Source organism: Kothea flammea, assembly GCF_052161645.1.
Lineage (GTDB): Bacteria > Planctomycetota > Planctomycetia > Pirellulales > Pirellulaceae > Laterigemmans.
Genome location: NZ_CP197414.1, coordinates 5,790,359 through 5,809,774, shown reverse-complemented (window position 1 = coordinate 5,809,774; position 19,416 = coordinate 5,790,359). Strand labels below are relative to the sequence as shown.

Here is a 19,416-nt window from a genome sequence, read left to right as displayed (position 1 = left end):
TGGGCTGACCGTTTAGTGTGGAAAGCGTGCTTTCCTGCAAATCAGCACCCGGAGATCACACACGTTCGTACCGGTGGGACCTGACTTTATCAGGCCGCCGGTTTGCTGGAAAAAATGATACGCATCATTGCGACGGAGGTAATCGGCAACGTCCAAATTCAGTTGTTCGGCGCGCGACCATACCTGATCGTCCAGCCAAGCTCCCGCGGCATCGGTGGGCCCATCTTCTCCGTCGGTACCAGCGGAGAACAGTACAAAATTTGCGCGAAGCATGTTTTGTACTTCGAGCGGTTCCTGTTGAAATCGTGCCAGCGCGGCCAAAACCAATTGTTGGTTGCGACCGCCCCGCCCGCGGATCTCAGCGGGAGCCAGGGTGACGACTGGTTCGCCTCCGGAAATATAACAATCGGGGCTGTCAACCGATTTGTCATGGAGGAATGTGAGGGCGAGTTCGGCAATCTGCCGGCCGACCGCTTCGGCGCTGCCTTCGCTGCGCGTGGCGGAATTCATAATGTGAGAATACCCACGACGTTCCGCTTCCATACCGGCGATGTCGACCGCCAACGGGTTATTGCCGATCACATGCACCCAAGACTCTTGAGTGGGAGACTCTTGAGTGGGACTAGTCTCATGCGTTGACATGTTGGGTGGCAGGGAGTGCTGCGCGATGCTTGGAGATGTAGCGTCGTTTTCCTCGCTGATCAATCGATAAACAGACTCTGGTAAAGTCTTTTCAGGGTCAAATTCGGTCAGCACGTCGAGCGCGTCGCGGGGAGTCGATTGGTCGGGCACTGTGGGGCCCGAAGCGATAAGATCGAGCGGGTCTCCGAGCACATCACTGATGACCAGCGTGACCAGCCAATTGGCTCGACAGGCTGCCGCCAGTTTTCCGCCTTTGATATCGCTAAGATGTTTTCTCACCACATTCAGGCTTTCGATATTGGCTCCGGCGGCGCTCAAGTGTTGGATGACGCGGAGTTTGTCTTCCAGGCTGATGCCCGCTTTGGGAAGTGGCAGCAGAGCCGAACCACCGCCGCTGAGCAGCACCAAGCAGGCGTCACGGGGGCCACACTCGCCGACCAATGCCAGCATGCGTTTGCTGAGCTGGACGCCGGCTGCCGTTGGTTCGTTGAGCTCGGCTGGGCGGCCGGCAGCCAGTTCTAATTGATAGTGAGGGAACAGTGCGAGCAAGTCGTCCGGGGAATCACTTAGCAGTTCGGTGCCCGCCGGCACGCTGATCAGCCCCGTGACCACCAGGTTCCCCAGCTGGGGCTGGTTTTTGGCGGCACGGCAGAGCGCCCGCTGGAGCCCGCGGACCATCGCAGCCCCCGCTTTCCCTGCCCCGACGACCACCAGGCGATCAAGTTCCGAGACTGGCAGGTAAGCATCGCCGATCAGCAGCGCGGCGTCAGCTCCCGTGCCATGCAGGGCGATTTGATTCTCAACCAAAGTATCGGCCAACACGCCGGAGACGCCGGCTTGCCAGATCGCCAAGGCATCGTCAATCGGCAGCCGCGAATCGTGGGGAAGCATTGTTCGTTTTAAGGTTGTGAGATGGGACGAAATTGGGGCTTGGTCGCGGGCGGTTTCCAGATTTGCACGCGGACCCAATCGACTAATGCTTCTCCGGCCCCGATGCCCTCAAAGGTTACTCGAAAGGGACGGTCCGAGGTAATGAGGCGATAAAGTTCCACCGTTGTCCATTCGGGCTGGTTGCTAACCAGCGTGCCGAGCTCGGAGCCGCTATCGCTGTCGTAGATCAGGAGGCCTTGATTGGGGCCCCCAAAGCCAAGGGTTTTTACGCGAGCCCGAATTCGCACCCAGCTGCCGGGAGCGAACGTGATTGGGGCGCTGCGGACGCGAGCCACCGTGCCAGCGTAGCCACCAGGGAGCGGTGTCTTGCCATGGGCCACGGATTCGATTCGCAGGACATTGGCTGCCGCCTCGCCAGCTCGCGGTTGCCAAGCCACGGTGGCGTGGGCAAACCGTTCCAGCCGACTTTGATATCTCCAACCGGCGGCCAGCATCGTATCGATTTGATCGAGTTCTCCAGCGGCCAGCAGATTGTCGCTCCAAGTTCCATCCTCCAGCCCGGGCAGCCAAGCGAGATGCAACATCACTCCTCCTGGAGCCAGCAAGGTCGGCATTCCACTGGCCACCACGCCGGGAAGCCGCAACCTTCTGTTTAGCATCACTTCGCAGCGGAGCGTCATCTCGTCGGCCGCGCGAATGGCCCGCATCGCTTCACCGTAGCGTTGCGCCGACAAGGCGTTCTGGACGGGAGCTAGCAATTCGGCAGCAGTTCGCAACAACTCATGGGGTGCAGCGGAACGTGGCACCATCCCGCCGCCAATCGCCGCCTCCCAATCCTCACGCGTCCGCAACAGCGATTCACCGACCAATTGCCAACGCTGTTGATTGATTAGCAAGGCTTGCTGCCGCAGCGGCCGTGACAATCGCCCGCCGACCGCCGGGTCGTCACTCAATACAATGAATTCGATGTTGTCCGGATTTTCAATGTTGACGACTCGATCGGTTTGTTGGCCCTCGATGGTCAATTGTTCGACCGTCGTGTTGGTTAATCTCCAGGCGTAGCGAGTTCTGCTTCTCAAGATGGGGATACGCAGGCTATTTTCGGGAGTTGGCAGTTGGTCCCCCGCGGCGGCGGTGGCAATCACGAGATCGGCTGCTGGAGTTTCGACTTGTGTGACGCAGTAATCCTCGCGACTGGCTCGCAAGCGAACTTGACGATTCGATTGGCTGAGTAGCGGGCCGAGCACCTCCAGCCAGCGATTGGCGATCGTGATGCTGGTTGCGCGGCGGGTGTCTTGCGGGTCGCCCGAAGTCAACGAGCGTGCTGAACGGTAGACAATGCCGCGGGCGCCCAGCGAGAGCCCGCGCCAAACTTGGGGAGCCATCCCGCGCCAGCCGTAATCATCGATTTTGCTGGCACCCAATGTTTCCGCGATGGCGTCGAGTTGGGCAACTAGACGATCGGGAGGAGAGGTGGCCACCCCGACGCCGGGCACGATGGGACGCCCCGCCCGTTGCCTCTGGTCCTGCAGGAGATCGAGTTCCTCGTGTCCCGAGAGCCCCCTGAGGCTCAGGGGAAGATCATAAATCATCGTGGTGGCGATCCCGGCGTAGCGATCCCAGCTTTCCGCCGGGGCGAGCAGCAGAGGACGATGCCAAAGGGGCGGCATCGCTTGCAGTCGCTGGGACTCACTGACCACATATTCCAACTGGCTGTCATCGGTGGATGTTCCCAAGTACCAGCCGGCGACTGCCGTGAGCAATGGTTCTAAGTCAGGATTGACGGCCGAGGGAAGCGGTGCGTAGACCGCGATCTCGTGGCGAACGGCTTCGCGAAGAATTTCCACGGTGGGTGGGCGAGCCAACAGCACCGCGTCGCAGGCCAGTAACTTCAAATACTCCAGCGATTCGCCATTGTGCTCGATCACTCGCGATATTTTCCCGGCCGGGAACGCTGAGTTGACAGCCGAATACGTGGTGCGATTCTGCAAATTGCGGGGAGTGAGCAAGTCCCAGGAAGCCGGGAGGCCGCTGGAACCGGTCATCGTGTGGGGGCCCGGGAGCAAATCTGCCGGGTCTGCGTCACGAGTCGGTGTCTGCCCAGTGATTGAGAGCAGTCCTTCGGCGCGAAGATTATCGAGTCGCAGGGTGGCCGTCCCGGGGCCGCTGTAGATGTTCAGCACGATCGCATCGATGTACGAGTCATTGGTGTCGCTTTGAGAACCGAAGCGATCGCGAATTGCCATCTCGCGAACTCGCTTTTTCGAGTTGGCTCCGCTGACCCTCAGGCGTTGCCATTCACCCCGGCCTCGGTGACTTTCACCCCAAACGAGAGCGGCCAGCGGTTGGCGTGTGCTGGGATCCATGATTCGTGGATAGCGAATTCTCAGGCCCACTTGTGGACCGGCTTTGCCCGCCTGCACCGCGATACTGGCTCGCACTTCGTCCAGCACGGCGCAGGGATCGATGCGATATTCAAGCAGCACTCGCGTGCCGTTACCGGCGGCCACCGTGATCGCTTCGCAGGGGCGTTGATCTTCGCCCCCGGTCGCATCGAGCCAGTGGCCGCGGATGTCAATGGCGGCATCGGCTTCGCTCAATCGCCAGCCGAGCGGCTGGCCATCGAGCGGATCGACCAAAATGCTATCGACACTGTTGTCCGCCCAGGTGGCCCCCGTGAGCAGGCAAAGGGTGGCGACCAAAAGAGCCAGCAGTTTGATACGGAGCGAAGGCTGCACGACCGGCATCCGCAGAAAACTCCCTGTCATGATCGGTGAGGTGAGCAAAGTTAGCCGAGTCGGAAGGGCTTTCCGGACAAAACCAGCCGGTTTGCCAACATTTAAATTAATGCCTCGTGGCGACGGTTTTGATTGACCACGGAGTGTTCTGCTTGAACACTCCATTGTCGCCACGATCAATCGTTGCCCCCAAGCAACCGTTGAGGCGATTCTGCAACAAATGACCTAAGTCGCTTTACTACCAAGCTTTGCGACAAAAAGCTATCGCGATTTGTTGCTTTCTCGCCACGAGCTGCGAAAATGAAACAAGCCGGGAGAATTTCTCTAAGTGGATAGTCTCGCATGACTTACGACTAATTCCCGGCTTTTCCTCAAGGCCGCGGCACCGAGTGTGCTTTAAATCCCACACAGACGACAAGGCAACGCTGACACCGGAAACCAGCCGGCTCACCCGCTCGCCTTCGACTTATCCCACTTTGACAAACTTCTTTTTTACGGCTTCTTGGAGAACGCATCACGATGGCATCCGCAGCACAACCAATCCGCAATCAAACTGAAGAAACCCCCGTCGAACTGCAAGAATTGTTGCTCGCCGTTGAAGCGCTGCCAGCTCGCCAACGCGAGAGCTTGCAACCCGCTTTGGCTCGCGTCATCGAATGCAGCACCCGCCGCCGCCGCATCCTGAACTTGGTCCAAGAAGCTCTCAGCCAGCTGCGGTTGGACATGAAGTACTTGGTTTTCGACTTGGAGGCAACACGGCGAGAACGCGATCAACTCCGCCAACAAATTGACGGTTCGGGCGACATGGGTGATGTCGATGGGTTGGGCGAGTAAGCCACTCTGCTTGCACAGGTTTGAAAATAGAACCTAGTGCCGGGGCTGAACTGCAATTAGTCTAAAGGGTATCGCGTTGCGTACCCGCAGCCACCTTGCCTTGATCCATTTCGACCTTTTCTTCTCAGCGATCGATGTCCGAATTTACGCCTGAATCGTTAGCCCAACGGGTATTGCAGCTGGGCTTGGCCGATCAGCGTCAGATTGATTTGGCCCGCGGCGAAATGGGATCGGGCGAATATGGACTGGATGACATGGTCCGCGCGTTGCAACGCAACGGTTTGCTCACCACGTTGCAATTGGAAAAGATTTTGAGGGGTGATTCGACCGGCTATTTCTTCGGCGAATACAAAGTGCTGTACCTGATAGGTGCCGGTACGTTTGCCCGCGTTTACCGAGCGGCCAAAGGCTCGGCCGGTGAGGTGTTTGCCGTCAAAGTGTTGCGCAAACGATTTCGCGACGAAGTTGCCCAATTGGAACAATTTCTTCGCGAGGGGCGGATGGGGTTGAGGTTGCGGCACCCTAATATTGTCTCGATCTACGACGTGGTGCCTGACATTCGCAACCCCTTCATGGTGATGGAGTTCGTCGAGGGGCAGACGCTCCGCGAATTGGTGCAGATTCGTGGCAAGTTGGACGCGCAAACTTCTTTAAAGCTGTTATGCGATGTGGCGGCCGGGTTGGCGTACGCAGCCTCGCTCGGCATCAGCCACCGGGACATGAAAATGTCCAACGTGCTGGTCAGCGCGGAAGGTCGAGCCAAATTGGTCGACTTTGGCTTGGCCGCTTTGGCCGACCGCAACAACCCCGACCAAATTGCCGATTGTCCCAACGCGCGGGCCATCGATTATGCGGCTCTCGAACGGGGCACTTCGGTGCGCAAGGATGATCCCCGCAGCGATGTCTTCTTTGCCGGATGCATGCTCTATCACATGCTGACCGGAGTATCTCCGCTCACGGAAACTCGCGATCGCATGGCCCGGTTGAACGTCAGCCGCTTTCAACAGATTCCGCCGCTGCACCAACTGCTGCCCGACGTACCGTTGCCGGCCGCCCACGTGGTGGCCAAGTCAATGGAGTTCGATCCGGAGAAGCGGTTGCAATCGGCCGCTGCTTTTCAAACCGAGCTGAAAAACGCCATCGAACGTATGGAGGCGGGGGATGAGCGGCGAGTCAGTGACTTGCACAGCTTGGCAGACTATCAAGATGAAACGGCTTCCAACGAAGGGGATGGCCGCACGATCATGTTGGTCGAGTCCAAACTGGAACTGCAAAATGCGATCCGCGAGCGTTTGAAGAAGCGGGGCTACCGGGTATTGGTGATCAGCGATCCCGGTCGCGCGCTGATGCGGTTCGACCCGGCGGAAGATCCACCTGCCGACTGCGTGGTCTTCAGCGCCCACGAATTGGGCAATCGGGCGCTGGAAGCTTTCAATCAGTTTGGCACCGACGAGCACACCGCCACGATTCCCGCCGTGTTGTTGGTGGATCAAAAACAACAACACATCATCGGTCGGGCATTGATGGATGCGCACCGTCGCATGTTGAGTCTTCCGCTGAAGGTTCGCGAGTTGCGCGGGATGCTGAAAAAATTGCTGCGTGATCGCCCAGCCCGCGAACTCGAGTGATCGCCCGCGAACTCACCGGCTAGCTTCCGCGGGCGATCGGTTTTAGGATGAGCGGCCGGCCGGCGGCGCTGATTTCGCCTGGTTGGCAACGTTCTTTTTTCCTCAGCCGTCAGGGCCGCTCGCTTTATGTCTGCAATTCGTGTGGGGATTCTTGGTGCCACGGGATACACCGCAGCGGAATCCATTCGCCTGCTGCTGACCCATCCTCAAGTTACGATTACCGTGGCCACCAGTCGCCAAGCGGCCGGTCAAAGTTTGGCGGCGGTGCACCCACAATTTGCTGGTCGCTTGGAGTTGCCGATCAGCGAGCTCGACAGCGGCGAAATTGCCGAGCGATGCGATGTCGTGTTCAGCTGTTTGCCCCACGGAGCCTCGGCGGCTACGGTCCGGGAAGTGCGGCAAGCGGGGCCACGCGTGATCGATTTTAGCGCCGATTTTCGCTTTGATCAGCTCGGACTTTATCAACAGTGGTACGGTGGCGAGCATCCTTGGCCCGAGCAGTTGGGAAAAGTTCCTTATGGCTTGCCCGAATTGTTTGCCGACGAATTGGCCACAGCCGGTTTGGTTGCCAACCCGGGTTGTTATCCGACTTCGGCAATACTTCCTCTGGCCCCGTTATTGCGAGCCGGATTGATCGCTGATGAGGATATCATCGTCGATTCCAAAAGTGGCGTGAGCGGCGCGGGGCGGTCGGCCAAGTTGGGGTCATTGTATTGCGAAACCAACGAGTCGATTGCTGCCTATGCGGTCGGTGCGCATCGTCACCAACCAGAAATTGCCAACGTGCTGGGGCGGTGCAGCGGAAGTCAACCACAAGTCATTTTCACTCCGCATTTAACCCCCATGGACCGGGGCATCCTCTCGACGATTTATGTCACGCCGCGGGAGCACGGGCGAGGCGCGGTGGAACCGGCTGAGGTGATGGAGATTTGGCGAGCCGCTTACGAGAGCAGTCCCTTCGTACATCCAGTGGACCACCTTCCCGGCACGAAATTTGTTGCCGGAACCAATCATGTTCAACTGGCCGTTCGCCGTGCCGGGCATCGCCTAGTGCTGGTCGCGGCGATCGACAATTTAGTCAAAGGGGCCGCCGGCGCGGCTGTGCAAAACTTGAATTGTATGTACGGCTTTGATCAACGGCTGGGGTTGCTGGTTTGACTGTCTTCGATAACTAAGCAAGCAGGCGAAATAAGGCAAACAGGATGGCAGAGGCAAGCAATTTTAACCCGCTGGAGAGGATTCGATATGGTTTGGCCTCTTCGCCGCTGATGACTTGGCTGCTGCTGGTCGGGGTGTTGTTGAGCACGCTACTGGCGTTCATCATCGCCTCGGTTTTGGCAGTGGTCATTGCCACCTTGGTCGTTGACGCCGCGCCCCTGGCGGCGCCGGACGATAAGCCAGCTGGGCAGACAGTCGTCGCCGAAAAAGCGGACGCCGAGCAGCAGGACGCCGAGCAGCAGGACGATGATGATGGGCAAGACGCTCGAAATCAAGTTGCTCAGGAGTTAATGCTCGATCGCACCGGGTTCACTTGGATCGTGTTGTTGCCGCAGCTGTCACTGGTCGTGTTGCCGATCTTAGCGGCTTATTTTTTCCCCGGCGGAATCGGCGGGGCTTTGGCGATCGGCAGGGGAAATTGGCCGCTGTGGGGCTGGCTTGCCGCGGCGGCGGCCACTCCGCTCTTGGGATTGATCGTGGCGGTGCTTTTGGGTGGCTTGGTTGAGGAAAGCGAGACATTACGGAGCACGTCGGCGGCGATGCGTCACCACGGAACCAGCGGATTCCTGTTCCCTTTGGTGCTGTTGATCGGAGTCACTCCGGCAATTTGCGAGGAGATTCTTTTTCGCGGCTTTCTGCAGCGGCGGTTGACGCAACTATTGCCTGCTTGGCTGGGGATTTTGCTTGCTTCTGTCGCTTTTGCCGCTCTGCATGTCGACCCAGTTCACGCCTTGGGGGTGCTGCCGCTCGGTCTATGGCTTGGTTTCCTTGCACATGCCAGCGGCTCGTTGTGGCCAGCCATTTTTGGGCACTTTACCAACAACACGCTGGCAATTTTTGGTGTTTTAGCGGAGGACAGCGGAGCGTTCGATCTGCCCGCGCTGGCAGGTTTCGTTTCAATTACCGTGGTCGGTCTGCTGGGCTTTTCCGGGATCGTGTTGGCCTCGCTGCGCACTGCTGATGCAGGGAATGGTGCGTTGCCCCCTAGCGAGTAGGGCTTTCTTCACGGAAAATTCACTTTCCACTGCTGGAATAATTAGCGCATTCCGCCTAACCTATCCCTGAAATTAGGTAAGTTATAGGGTTAGTACCTGGGAATTTTATTCAATGAAAAGTCATTTTTTGGGAATTCGAGCCGTTTTGTTTGCGGCCTTCGCAGCAGCGTTGCTGGTTCCCCAAGCTCAAGCGAGCGTGGTTGTCGATTTTGATGACGATGCCAAGTGGGTCGCTGGTAGCGGTTCGATTACCAGCTACCAAATTGATCACGTCTATGCCGATCAAGGGTTGGTGTTTACCGGTGGCCCGGCGTTGCGGCAAGGCAATGGGGCTCAAGATGGCGTCGCCGGAGCACTCGGCGCTTTTTCATGGCGGCTGCGTAACGGTACCGCCGTGAATTGGACAGCGACCTACGCGGACACGACCGCGTTGGACACGATCAGCCGGTTTTCGTTTGACGTGCGGCGTTGGGACGGTAATCCGAGCCCAGAATATTCGGTTGAGTACAGCGTCAATGGTGGCGTGGACTTTACCAACGTGGGGCTGATTGACAATGCTTTCCTCGGTGATTCGTCTGACTGGACGACGTTCAGCCATGACTTTGGCTTGACCACGTTTGCGGATGGCGACTTTGTAGTGCAATTGTCGGCCACCACGGGAGAGCGGATCATGGTCGACAATTTTCGCTTGACCGCGGTTCCCGAGCCTGGCTCCTTGGCTGTTTTGGGAATTGGTTGCGGTTTGGTCGCTTGGCGTCGTCGCCGCAGCGTCAAGTAGCATTCGGTTTACCACGATGTAACGAATTAGCCTCGCGGAGTATGCTCTGCGGGGCTTTTTTCGTTTTTGGGTCGTATGAATTAGAAACCTATCGGAAAACCCAAAAGGACCGCGGCTAGCGCCAAAGCGGCTCATGGTTTTCCGATAGGCTCCGAAATATTGGAGAGTGGCAGCGTGCATTTGTATTTGAGTGGTTACCGGGGAACGGGCAAGAGCACGGTGGCCGAGTTGTTGGGCCATCAGTTGGGAGTGGGGCACGTTGACTTAGATGGAGAAATCGAGCGAGCGGCTGGAAAAACGGTGGCGGCGATTTTTCAGGAGGTGGGAGAAGCGGGGTTTCGGCAATTGGAAACGGCCAGTTTGGTCGAGCTCGCTCAGCAGCCACCACGGGTCATTGCCTTGGGGGGCGGTGCGATATTAGCGGCGGAGAACCGCGAGATCATCGAGCGGACGGGGCGTTGCGTTTGGTTGCGGGCGAATGAGGAGACGATTTGCCAGCGGTTGGCCGCCGATCGGGCCACAGCCAGTTTGCGTCCGCGATTGACAGCATTACCAGCAGTGGAAGAGGTTCGCAAGCTGCTCGCTGAGCGCGAACCGTTGTACCGGCAAGTGGCCAGTTTCGTCGTAGACACGGATGATCAGTCCGTACCGGCGATTGTTGAGCGGATTGTTGGCTGGTGGGCAGGCTGAGCTTGCGCGTGAGGTTTGCGACTGCTCGCGGTGCTAACTTTTTTTGAGAGTTTTGTTTTTTGGGGTTGACCTGGTTTCCCGGCAGGTGTTACTTCCCGCCCGTCCCGACTTCTGCCAGGCATGGCGTAGGTGGGGAGACGAGGAAGATTACCGATACTGAGCCGTCGATTAGCCCACGACTTGAAACAGCGTTGTTTTGGGGTGGGTAAAAATCGGCCGCCGGGTACGAGACCAGTCGGATTGGACAACATCCCAGAGGCGACACCACGGTTCCAAGGATGGAGACGAGGTATTGGCAGGGGGGATTTTTTTCCGAGGTGTTGGTACCGGTGTGAAGGATGGAGCGTTCGTTCGGTGCGAACGACACCTTCGGCCAACTGAGAGCCGTCGCCAAAGCGTCGGGTCTGGTTCAACAGCGAAGAAGGAGAGTCGCGTTGAGAGTGACCGTGCTGAACCGCGCTTGGCTGGTCGCGACCGGCCTAGCAGCCGCCGTGACCATTCCGGCCGCCCATTCCCTGGCCCAAGTGCCGGGTCCCCAATCGGGAGCGCCGCAAACGGGCGCCCCCCAAACGAACTCAGCCCAGTCCGTCAGACCGGACGCGGCGAGAGCGGAAGCGTTGCTGCGTCAAGCACGCGAAGCATTGGCTGCCAAGAACACAGAATTGGCAATCACTCGCTTTCGCGAAGCGGCGATCGCTTCGGCCGGACTGCCCGAGATGCGCAAGTCCTTGATGGATACCGGCAGGACATTTGTCGCAGCGGGCGTCGATCCCGATCTGCTGCGGCCACCCGCTCCACAAGCTGGTCCACAAAATCCTGCCCCACAAAATCCTGGGGTTCAGCAGGCGACCGGCCCAATCGGTCAACAGGCTCCCGGCCAAGTGCTCCAGACTGGCTTCATGCCGATCATGCAGGGCCAGCAAAACGGTGTCCAGCAAGTGCAAGCGTTGGCTTCGCCGCTAGCTGGTGATGGGGCCGCGTTGTTCGACGAAGGCATGCGGGCCATGGCGGCTGGCAACTCCGGCGAAGCGCGGGGTAAGTTCCTGGAAGCTTGGAAGTACGAAGCCGAATTAGCTCCGGAGATGCGACAGCAGTTACAAGAAAAGCTGACGTTGCTCCAGCCCGCGCGTTTAGCACCAGTTTCCGGTAACGCGGCCAGCAGTCCGCTGGACACGGTCGATCAACAGCAGCAACAAGCTCGTCAGCGGCTTTATCGCGAGATCAGCAGCGAGCTGAATGACACGCAGAAAATCAGCACGGCGCGCCCCATGGAGGCGCTCGACCGCATCGTGCAGTTGCGTCGCCGCGTCAACGATTCCGCTAGCGATTCGGCTTTCAAGCAACAGATGTTAAGCATCGTTGATCGGGCCTACACGCAGCAGGAACGCTACGTCGAGGAGAACCGAGCTTCGATCGATCTGCAATTGCGGAATGAGCAAGTTCAAGCCGACATTGACAACGAACAAACGCAGCGTCGCGCCGCGAATGATCAGATTGCGCAGTTCGTGCAAGAGTTCAATCAGATGATGCGGGACCGTCGTTATCACGAAGCCCAAACGATCGCTCGGAAGGTGCAAATCTTGGATCCAGATTCCGAGATCGCTGCTCAGTTGATGACGAACAGCCGAGTTGCCCTGCGTGGATTGATGTATGAAGAAATTCAAGCCGGTAAGGAAGAGACCGTCGTCGACTACCTTATGGATGTGGAACGGGGCGCGATCATGCCCGATCCCTCCTTGCCTTTGACCATGCCCGATGCGCGGGAATGGGAAAGTTTGTCGGGACGTCGCTTGCGGACTGACGGCAGCAGCATTGCCGGGCTCAGTCCACAAGAGGAAGAGATTCGCAAGAAACTCTCCACCAGCGTGGAAGTTCGCTTTGAAAATCGCCCCTTGGGAGACGTGCTGAGGACCTTGAGCACCGTCACTGGGGTACCGATCTTTGTCGACGAACAAGCGCTCTCTGCCGCTCGCTTGACCTTGGATGAACCAGTCAACCTCGATCTGCAACAGCAGGTCATGTTAAAGAGCGCGCTGAAGTTGATTCTCAATAAGTATGACTTGACTTGGATGATTCAGGACGAAGTCTTGAAGATCACCAGTCCCGAGCAGAAACGATCGAACGTGCGGACTGTGCCTTACAAGGTCGCCGACTTGGTGATTCCGATTCCAAACTTTGTCGCCGGATATGACGATGGTTTGGCGGGCGCTCTGCGGAACGCTTATCAGATGACCGCGCAAACCACCGACGTGCGGATTGCCCCGATGTCCACCATGGACATGATGGCAGCCAAGCAGGGTGGTCAGCAGGGCCAACTGAATGCGAACGCCCTGGCTCAGTATGGTGGCGGCGATTTTGGCATGCCTGGACCTTCGGGTATGGGCGGTCAAGCGGGCTTCGGTGGCGCGGCAATCGCTGACTTTGATTCGTTGATGCAGTTGATTCAAACCACGATCGCACCGGATACCTGGGAAGCCCTTGGTGGACCAAGTACGATGGCTCCTTATCGGGCGAACCTTTCGCTGGTCGTCAGCACGACGACCGACGTGCACGAGCAAATCGCGGACCTGTTGGCTTCGCTGCGTCGTCTGCAAAACTTGCAAGTCACGATCGAAGTTCGCTTTATCACTCTTAGCGATTCGTTCTACGAGCGGATTGGGATCGATTTTGACGTCGCCTTTGATGACAATGTGGACGCCCTGCCTCCCGACGATCGTGGTCCCAGCGTGACCGTTGGTCTGGCTGGTGAAAACCGCTTGTTGACCAGCGACTTGGATGTGCAGTTCAACCAAGGCAGCTTCGGTGCCGCGGTACCCACTTTCGGTAACTTTGTGGCCGGGCAAGGTGGTCAAATCGGGTTTGCCATCCTCAGTGATATCGAGGCCTTCTTCTTCCTCGAAGCGGCTCAAGGGGATGCTCGAAGTAACATTATGCAAGCTCCCAAGGTGACCCTCTTCGACGGTCAGATCGCCAACATCAACGATACCACGTCGCGACCGTTTGTGACGGGCATCATTCCGGTCGTCGGTGACTTTGCGGTCGCTCAACAGCCGGTCATTGTGGTGCTCGCCGAGGGCACTCAGTTGAACGTGCAAGCGGTTGTCAGTGAAGATAAGCGCTTTGTGCGGCTCACCCTGGTGCCAATGTTCACTCAGATTGTCGACGTCGACACCTTTACTTATGAAGGCAGTCGCCGCACAACCAGCAGCTCTGAGACTCGCGATCCAGCGACCGATGCGGTGGTGGATCAAGATGATCGAGACGAGATCATTGTCGGTACCACAGTCCAGCAACCTTCGTTCGCTTTCACCAGTGTGGGCACGACGGTCAGTGTTCCCGATGGGGGCACGATCCTGTTGGGCGGTATCAAGCGACTGCGGGAGAATCGCAACGAGATCGGCGTGCCGATGCTCAGCAAAATCCCCTACGTCAACCGCTTGTTCCGCAACGTTGGTATCGGTCGTGAGGCCAACAGCCTGATGATGATGGTCACCCCACGGATCATCATTCAAGAAGAGGAAGAGATCGCTCAAACTGGCTTTGATCCGGATAATCGCTAATTCGGTTCGAGTAAGTTTGCAGCACGGCCCGAGCGCAACGGCCCGACGAAGTAAATTTCGTCGGGCCGTTTTTTTATTTTCACCAGCAGCGGGCAATTTATTGCGGACCACAGCTTGATGACAAACTACATTAGGTAGGTGCTAGGTTGTCCCTGTTTTTCCCCGTGTTGTTGTTGAATATGCGTTATTTCCCGTTAATTTTGGCCTTGCTTGCAACCCTGCCTGCTGGGGCGACCGAGCCTGAAACCCCAGCCGACGCTACCTCGCAACTCCCGCCAGTGCAGTACCAGGTCAGCTTCCGCGACGCCGACCGCCACCTGATCCAAATTCAGGTGTTGGTGCCCACGGGTGGTCGGAATGAAGTCGAGTTGATGATGCCGGTCTGGACACCGGGGAGCTATTTGGTGCGGGAGTATGCGCGTCACGTCGAGGCTATCGCAGCCACCAGCCCGCTCACATCCCAGCCGCTGGAACTGGTCAAAACAACGAAAAATCGTTGGCGTGTGACGGCCGCCGCCGGTGAGTCGCTGGTGCGAGTCGAATACCGCCTGTACTGCCGCGAAATGAGCGTGCGGACAAACTGGGTTGAACATGAATTCGCCTGTCTCAACGGAGCGGCCACCTTTTTGACTCCCGTCGACATGCTCGATCGCGAACACCGCGTCGAGTTTCTGTTGCCAGGACACTGGCGGCAAGCTATCACCGCACTACCGGCGGCCGACAACAGCGAACAGACGTTTGTTGCCAGCTCCTTCGATGAACTGGTCGATAGTCCTATCGTGCTGGGCAATCCAAAGATCGCCCATTTCACCGTCGCCGGGGTGCCGCATCGATTGGTGACAATCAACGATGATGGGCTGTGGGATAACGAAGCTGCGGCGAAAGACGTCCAGCGAATTGTCGAGACTCAGCATGATTTCTGGGGCTCGCTCCCCTACGAACATTACACCTTCCTGAATGTCGTTGGCGAATCGGGGGGAGGTTTGGAACATGACAACTCCACGTTGCTGATGACCAGCCGCTGGGCGTTCGGCGATCCGGCCCGTTATCGCAGTTGGCTGAGCTTGGTCTCGCATGAGCTATTCCACGCTTGGAACGTCCGCCGTTTGCGACCGCGAGCGCTGATGCGTTACGACTATGAGCAAGAAAATTACTTTGACGAATTGTGGATCGCCGAAGGAGTCACCAGTTACTACGACGATCTGCTGCAGCGACGCGCCGGTTTGTTGACGAAAGAAGACTATCTCAAGCGCCTCAGTGGAACGATCTCACGCGTCATGACGGCGCCCGGCACGACAGTCCAAAGCCTCCGCGATAGCAGCTTCGATACTTGGATCAAACACTATCGCCCCGACGAAAACAGCAGCAACTCGCGGATCAGTTATTACACCAAGGGCGCGTTGGTCGCTTGGTTGCTGGATGCCAAAATTCGGCAACTCACGGAGGGCGAAAAGTCGCTCGATGATGTCATGCGAGCGCTCTATCAAACGCACGCCAAAGATGGATACACGCTGGTCGAATTTCGCCAACAAGTTGACCAAGTCGCTGGACAACCGCTCGCCGCCTTTTTGGAGACCGCCGTCGATACCGCCCAGCCGTTAGATTTTTCCAGCGTGCGAGACGTTTGGGGCTTGCGGTTGGGAAGCGAAAAGGACACCGCGGTCGCTGAGGAGCAGGCACAAGATGATGAGGAAGCTATGGGTACTGAGGAAGCTCTGAGTGCTGAGGAAGCTCTCGACATCAAGGAAGCCCTGGAAATCAAGGAGGACCTGGACGATAAGGAAGTGTTAGCTGCGGCGGCGACGGCGAAGGGGGAAAAGGTTCCTTACGTGGGAGCCACGGTGCGGGGCGAACAGGGCCGTTTGGTGATCACTCAAGTCGTGCGGGGAAGCCCGGCCGATTTGGCTGGCTGGAACGTCGATGATGAGTTGTTGGCGGTCGATCGGTTTCGCGCGACCGAAGCATTGTGGAATGATCAGATCAAGCAGTTTACCCTTGGCATTTCCATTCCATGCTTGATCTCTCGCCGCGGCAAGTTGGTCGAAACGGAATTGGTGTTGGCACCACCTCAAAAAGATGAATGGAAATTGAGTTTTCCGAAGAAGTCAAGCGAATGGCAAGCTGCTCAGCAACAGGATTGGTTGAGAGTGAGAATTCCGTCGGAAAAAGTGGAATAGGCATCCTGCCTGTAAGTGGCATAGGCTTCCAGCCTGTAAATTTAACCATTCCCCCATCGTCGCACCAACGCAATCGTACGCAGTGAAACGGTACTCGTACTCGATAGGACTCCGCCGTTCGAACGAGATAACTCAGTGGTAGGGTGTGAGCGAGTACGACTAACGCGATACTGAGCACGAGCACGAAGATCCCGCCAAACATCACGCGATCACCTGATTTCTAGCGGCTGCTATTTGGCAGCGAACGTTGCGGGCTTCGGACGCTTTCGGCCCCGAAACTAAACCCACCAGAACGCGAGGTTTGGGCTTCTAAACGACCGCAAACCCGCCGCTGGTAACCCAGAAAGCGACCAGCATCAAAACCCAGATGAGGTCGAGAAAATGCCAGTACATGGCGCTGAAGCGGATTGCCCAGTGCCGTTCGTGGTCGTAGCGGCCAATTGCCGCGCGAGCCGTTACGAGCGCCAGCGCGATCACTCCGCCAGCGACGTGCAGCGCATGTAGGATTGCCAGCACAATCACCATCCCGGCAACCCCCATGTGAGGATTGATGGTAAAGTCGGGAACGCGAATGATCTCCCAGAGCGACCACATCTGAATTACCATAAACCCGATCGCTCCAAACAACGATACGAGCAGATAAATTAGCATTTGTCGGCGACGCTCGCGGGCAACTGCTTTGGTGGCAAAGTGCAACAGTCCACTGATCGCGACCAAGCAAATCGTGCTGAGTAAAAAACTCAGGGGCAGCGGGTTTGTCGATTGGATCTCGCCGCGTCGCGCATAGGCGTACATGAGGTACAGCAGGATGCTGGCGAGGAAGAAGGCCAGCAACGACAACAAAAACAACAGCCCACCAAATTGGGCGCGTCGATCTGCCGGTAATCCGAGTGGTTGCGTTGACATGTTGCAGTAACCGTGGAGACAGTGGCAAAATAACCCCATTGGCCGAGTAGCCAAGAGGACTGCGTTGTGGCATCATCAACCGAGGCGACCTTAGCGACAACCTCTATTGATCATCACAGTCAATCTCCAGCGATTCGTCCAGGGCGGCTCGAAGTGATTTCCATCCGTTCTTATCGCAATTCCGACACACCCGACTTGTGGCGTCTGTGGAATAAGCATCGTGAATCGGCTGGTATTCAGCCCCCGTTGACGATGGCGGCTGTGGAAATTGTGGTGCTCAGTCGACCATATTTTCAACGCAATCATTTGTTGGTGGCCGCCGACGATCGTCGCACGGTCGGTTTTTTGCATTGGCTGCCGATCGCCGGTGACCTGCGTCGCGCGGTGGTTGCCAATATCGCTCTGCCTGAGCATCCGCAGCAAACAGAGATCGCTCAGCAATTGTTAGACCGGGCGATTGAAGAAGCTCGGGCGTCGGGCATCAGCCGGTTGTTGATTGGCAACGCACCGGAATATTGGACTGGATACGCGGGAGTGGGCCGCAGCGGGATGGGGGGCGGGGTGTTGGATGCAGACGAGAAGGTCAGTTGTTGGGCTCAGTTGGCGGGATTTCAGCCGCGTCGCAAGTTGCTGACCTTTGGCTTGGAACTGCGCGATTATCGCCCCGCCTTTGATCGCGAGCAATTAGCGATGCGGCGGGCGGCGACGGTCGATCGACGCCGTGATATCAACGATCAACCATTCCGTATTGCCTCGGCGATGAGTCATTTAGAAATGCACCGTTTTGTTGCCTCCGAGCGAAGCGGCAAGCGACTGGCCGAATTAGAGTTGTTGCTGGGCGATCCCGAAATGTCAATCGTCAGCGGTGGGACCGTGTTGCTCAGCCGCTGGGCCGCGACCTCTGATCCGCCCCCCCCAAATCCCGCCGCTGCGCTCCGTTTTGTGCTCAGCGGCGCAATCACCGAAATGGCCAGCGAGCGGGCTGAACAAATCCAAACCACCATCGAAGCCGATGATCAAGCCGCTCAGGCGTTGCTGGAAAGCGTTGGCTTCTCGCTGCAGTACAGCGGCACAGTCTACGCCCGCGAACTGACTTGACGGTTTCCCCCGCATCATGGCTTTCTACCGTCAGCTGATTCGCCCCCTGCTTTTTCGCTGTGATCCGGAATGGGTTCATCAAGCATCGGTCCGAGCGTGTCAGCTGGCCGGCGCGACCACCCCCACCAGGTTATTGCTGCGTCGCTTTCGATCACCCAGCGATTCCCGTTTGCGTTGCCACGTCGCCGGATTGAACTTTGCGAATCCCGTGGGGTTGGCGGCCGGTTGGGACAAGAACGGCATCGCTCTGCCAGGTCTCCGTCAGCTCGGCTTTGGTGCGATTGAGATCGGTTCGATCTCCGCACGCCCCTCGCGTGGTAATCCGGGAAAGCGGCTGCATCGCTTGACCGCCGACCAGGCCATCCTCGTTCATTACGGAGTTCCAAACGCCGGGGCGGACGCGGTCGCGGAGCAACTCGCCACTGCGGACCGCACAACGCGCCGCAAAAATTCACGCCGCAAAAATCGACCGCTGGCTAACGATTCTGAAGGTGACACTGAGTGCGATGCAGATAGCGATGCAGACGTTCGCTTGGGGGTCAATTTGGTGGCCACCAATGATGCCCAGACATGCCAAGCTAACTTCGCTGCCATCGTTGCCGATTATTGTCACAGTTTCTCCCAGCTCGCTCCCCATGCAGATTATGTGACGCTGAATCTCAGCTGCCCGAACGCGGCTGGGCATGGCGTTCGCTTTAGCAGCGCCACCGAGATCTCACAGCTGCTGGAAATGATGTCGACGCACATCGACCAGCATCCAGCGTGCGACAGGCCGGTATTTCTCAAACTGCTGCCCAACTGGGAACCTGACGTACTCGATTCGCTAATTGCCGCCTGCGAATCCTTTTCGTTCGTGCGTGGCTTTATGTTCAACCTGCCAGCGGGGCAACCGGCCAACCTCCGCACCCCGTTGCCACAACGCCAAGGGCTCGCGGGAGCCGTCTCGGGGCCGCCGGTGCGAGCCCACATGCTGAAATGCATCCGCTCGCTCTATAGTCGCCTGCCCGCGAATCGGTTTGTCATCATCGGTGGTGGTGGCATCATGTCTGCGGAAGACGCTTACGAAACCATCCGCCAGGGTGCCAGCTTGATTCAGATCTACACGGCCTTGGTCTATTCCGGCCCCCAAGTGATTCATGAAATCAATCGGGGCCTGCTCAAACTGCTGAATCGCGATGGCTTCGAGCACATCCAAGCGGCAGTTGGCGTCGATGTTTAGCACGCTTGGCATCTGAGACACTTGGCATCAAACACACATCGC

General features: G+C 57.7%; 13 protein-coding genes. 10 read left to right on the top strand and 3 right to left on the bottom strand.

Features of this window, described 5'->3' with window-relative positions:
• Window positions 1-12: 12 nt before the first annotated feature.
• Both SH139x_RS21715 and SH139x_RS21710 read right to left on the bottom strand, forming a co-directional pair.
• Window positions 13-1,533: a glycerate kinase type-2 family protein gene (locus tag SH139x_RS21715; protein ID WP_488351859.1), complete on the bottom strand. Its 1,521-nt coding sequence runs from the start codon at window positions 1,531-1,533 to the stop codon at window positions 13-15.
• Window positions 1,534-1,541: 8 nt separating this feature from the next.
• On the bottom strand, window positions 1,542-4,301 hold the full coding sequence (locus SH139x_RS21710; RefSeq protein ID WP_488351858.1) for a hypothetical protein: 2,760 nt from the start codon (window positions 4,299-4,301) through the stop codon (window positions 1,542-1,544).
• A gap of 489 nt (window positions 4,302-4,790) precedes the next feature.
• Here SH139x_RS21710 and SH139x_RS21705 point away from each other — a divergent pair, with 489 nt between their 5' ends.
• From SH139x_RS21705 to SH139x_RS21670, 8 genes are all read left to right on the top strand, one after another.
• Window positions 4,791-5,105, top strand: a complete 315-nt coding sequence (locus SH139x_RS21705) for a transcriptional regulator (RefSeq protein WP_488351857.1) — start codon at window positions 4,791-4,793, stop codon at window positions 5,103-5,105.
• A 134-nt stretch (window positions 5,106-5,239) separates the two neighbouring features.
• On the top strand, window positions 5,240-6,733 hold the full coding sequence (locus SH139x_RS21700; protein ID WP_488351856.1) for a protein kinase domain-containing protein: 1,494 nt from the start codon (window positions 5,240-5,242) through the stop codon (window positions 6,731-6,733).
• A 126-nt stretch (window positions 6,734-6,859) separates the two neighbouring features.
• The gene (gene argC / locus SH139x_RS21695; RefSeq protein WP_488351855.1) at window positions 6,860-7,891 is read left to right on the top strand and encodes an N-acetyl-gamma-glutamyl-phosphate reductase; all 1,032 of its coding nucleotides are present in this window, start codon (window positions 6,860-6,862) and stop codon (window positions 7,889-7,891) included.
• 44 nt (window positions 7,892-7,935) lie between these two features.
• A complete protein-coding gene (locus tag SH139x_RS21690) occupies window positions 7,936-8,946 on the top strand; it encodes a CPBP family glutamic-type intramembrane protease (RefSeq protein ID WP_488351854.1) in 1,011 nt (336 codons plus the stop codon).
• A 112-nt stretch (window positions 8,947-9,058) separates the two neighbouring features.
• On the top strand, window positions 9,059-9,724 hold the full coding sequence (locus SH139x_RS21685) for a PEP-CTERM sorting domain-containing protein (RefSeq protein WP_488351853.1): 666 nt from the start codon (window positions 9,059-9,061) through the stop codon (window positions 9,722-9,724).
• Between the two features lie 174 nt (window positions 9,725-9,898).
• Window positions 9,899-10,414: a shikimate kinase gene (locus SH139x_RS21680; protein ID WP_488351852.1), complete on the top strand. Its 516-nt coding sequence runs from the start codon at window positions 9,899-9,901 to the stop codon at window positions 10,412-10,414.
• Between the two features lie 338 nt (window positions 10,415-10,752).
• A complete protein-coding gene (locus SH139x_RS21675; RefSeq protein WP_488351851.1) occupies window positions 10,753-13,974 on the top strand; it encodes a type II secretion system protein GspD in 3,222 nt (1,073 codons plus the stop codon).
• 146 nt (window positions 13,975-14,120) lie between these two features.
• A complete protein-coding gene (locus SH139x_RS21670; protein ID WP_488351850.1) occupies window positions 14,121-16,151 on the top strand; it encodes a M61 family metallopeptidase in 2,031 nt (676 codons plus the stop codon).
• Window positions 16,152-16,460: 309 nt separating this feature from the next.
• On the opposite strand, the gene SH139x_RS21665 is transcribed toward SH139x_RS21670, so the two are convergent.
• Window positions 16,461-17,057, bottom strand: a complete 597-nt coding sequence (locus tag SH139x_RS21665) for a cytochrome c oxidase subunit 3 (RefSeq protein WP_488351849.1) — start codon at window positions 17,055-17,057, stop codon at window positions 16,461-16,463.
• A gap of 66 nt (window positions 17,058-17,123) precedes the next feature.
• Here SH139x_RS21665 and SH139x_RS21660 point away from each other — a divergent pair, with 66 nt between their 5' ends.
• Both SH139x_RS21660 and pyrD read left to right on the top strand, forming a co-directional pair.
• Window positions 17,124-18,155 (top strand): GNAT family N-acetyltransferase, encoded by a 1,032-nt coding sequence (locus tag SH139x_RS21660; protein ID WP_488351848.1) that lies wholly within the window; start codon window positions 17,124-17,126, stop codon window positions 18,153-18,155.
• Between the two features lie 16 nt (window positions 18,156-18,171).
• On the top strand, window positions 18,172-19,374 hold the full coding sequence (gene pyrD / locus SH139x_RS21655; protein WP_488351847.1) for a dihydroorotate dehydrogenase (quinone): 1,203 nt from the start codon (window positions 18,172-18,174) through the stop codon (window positions 19,372-19,374).
• Window positions 19,375-19,416 lie beyond the last annotated feature (42 nt).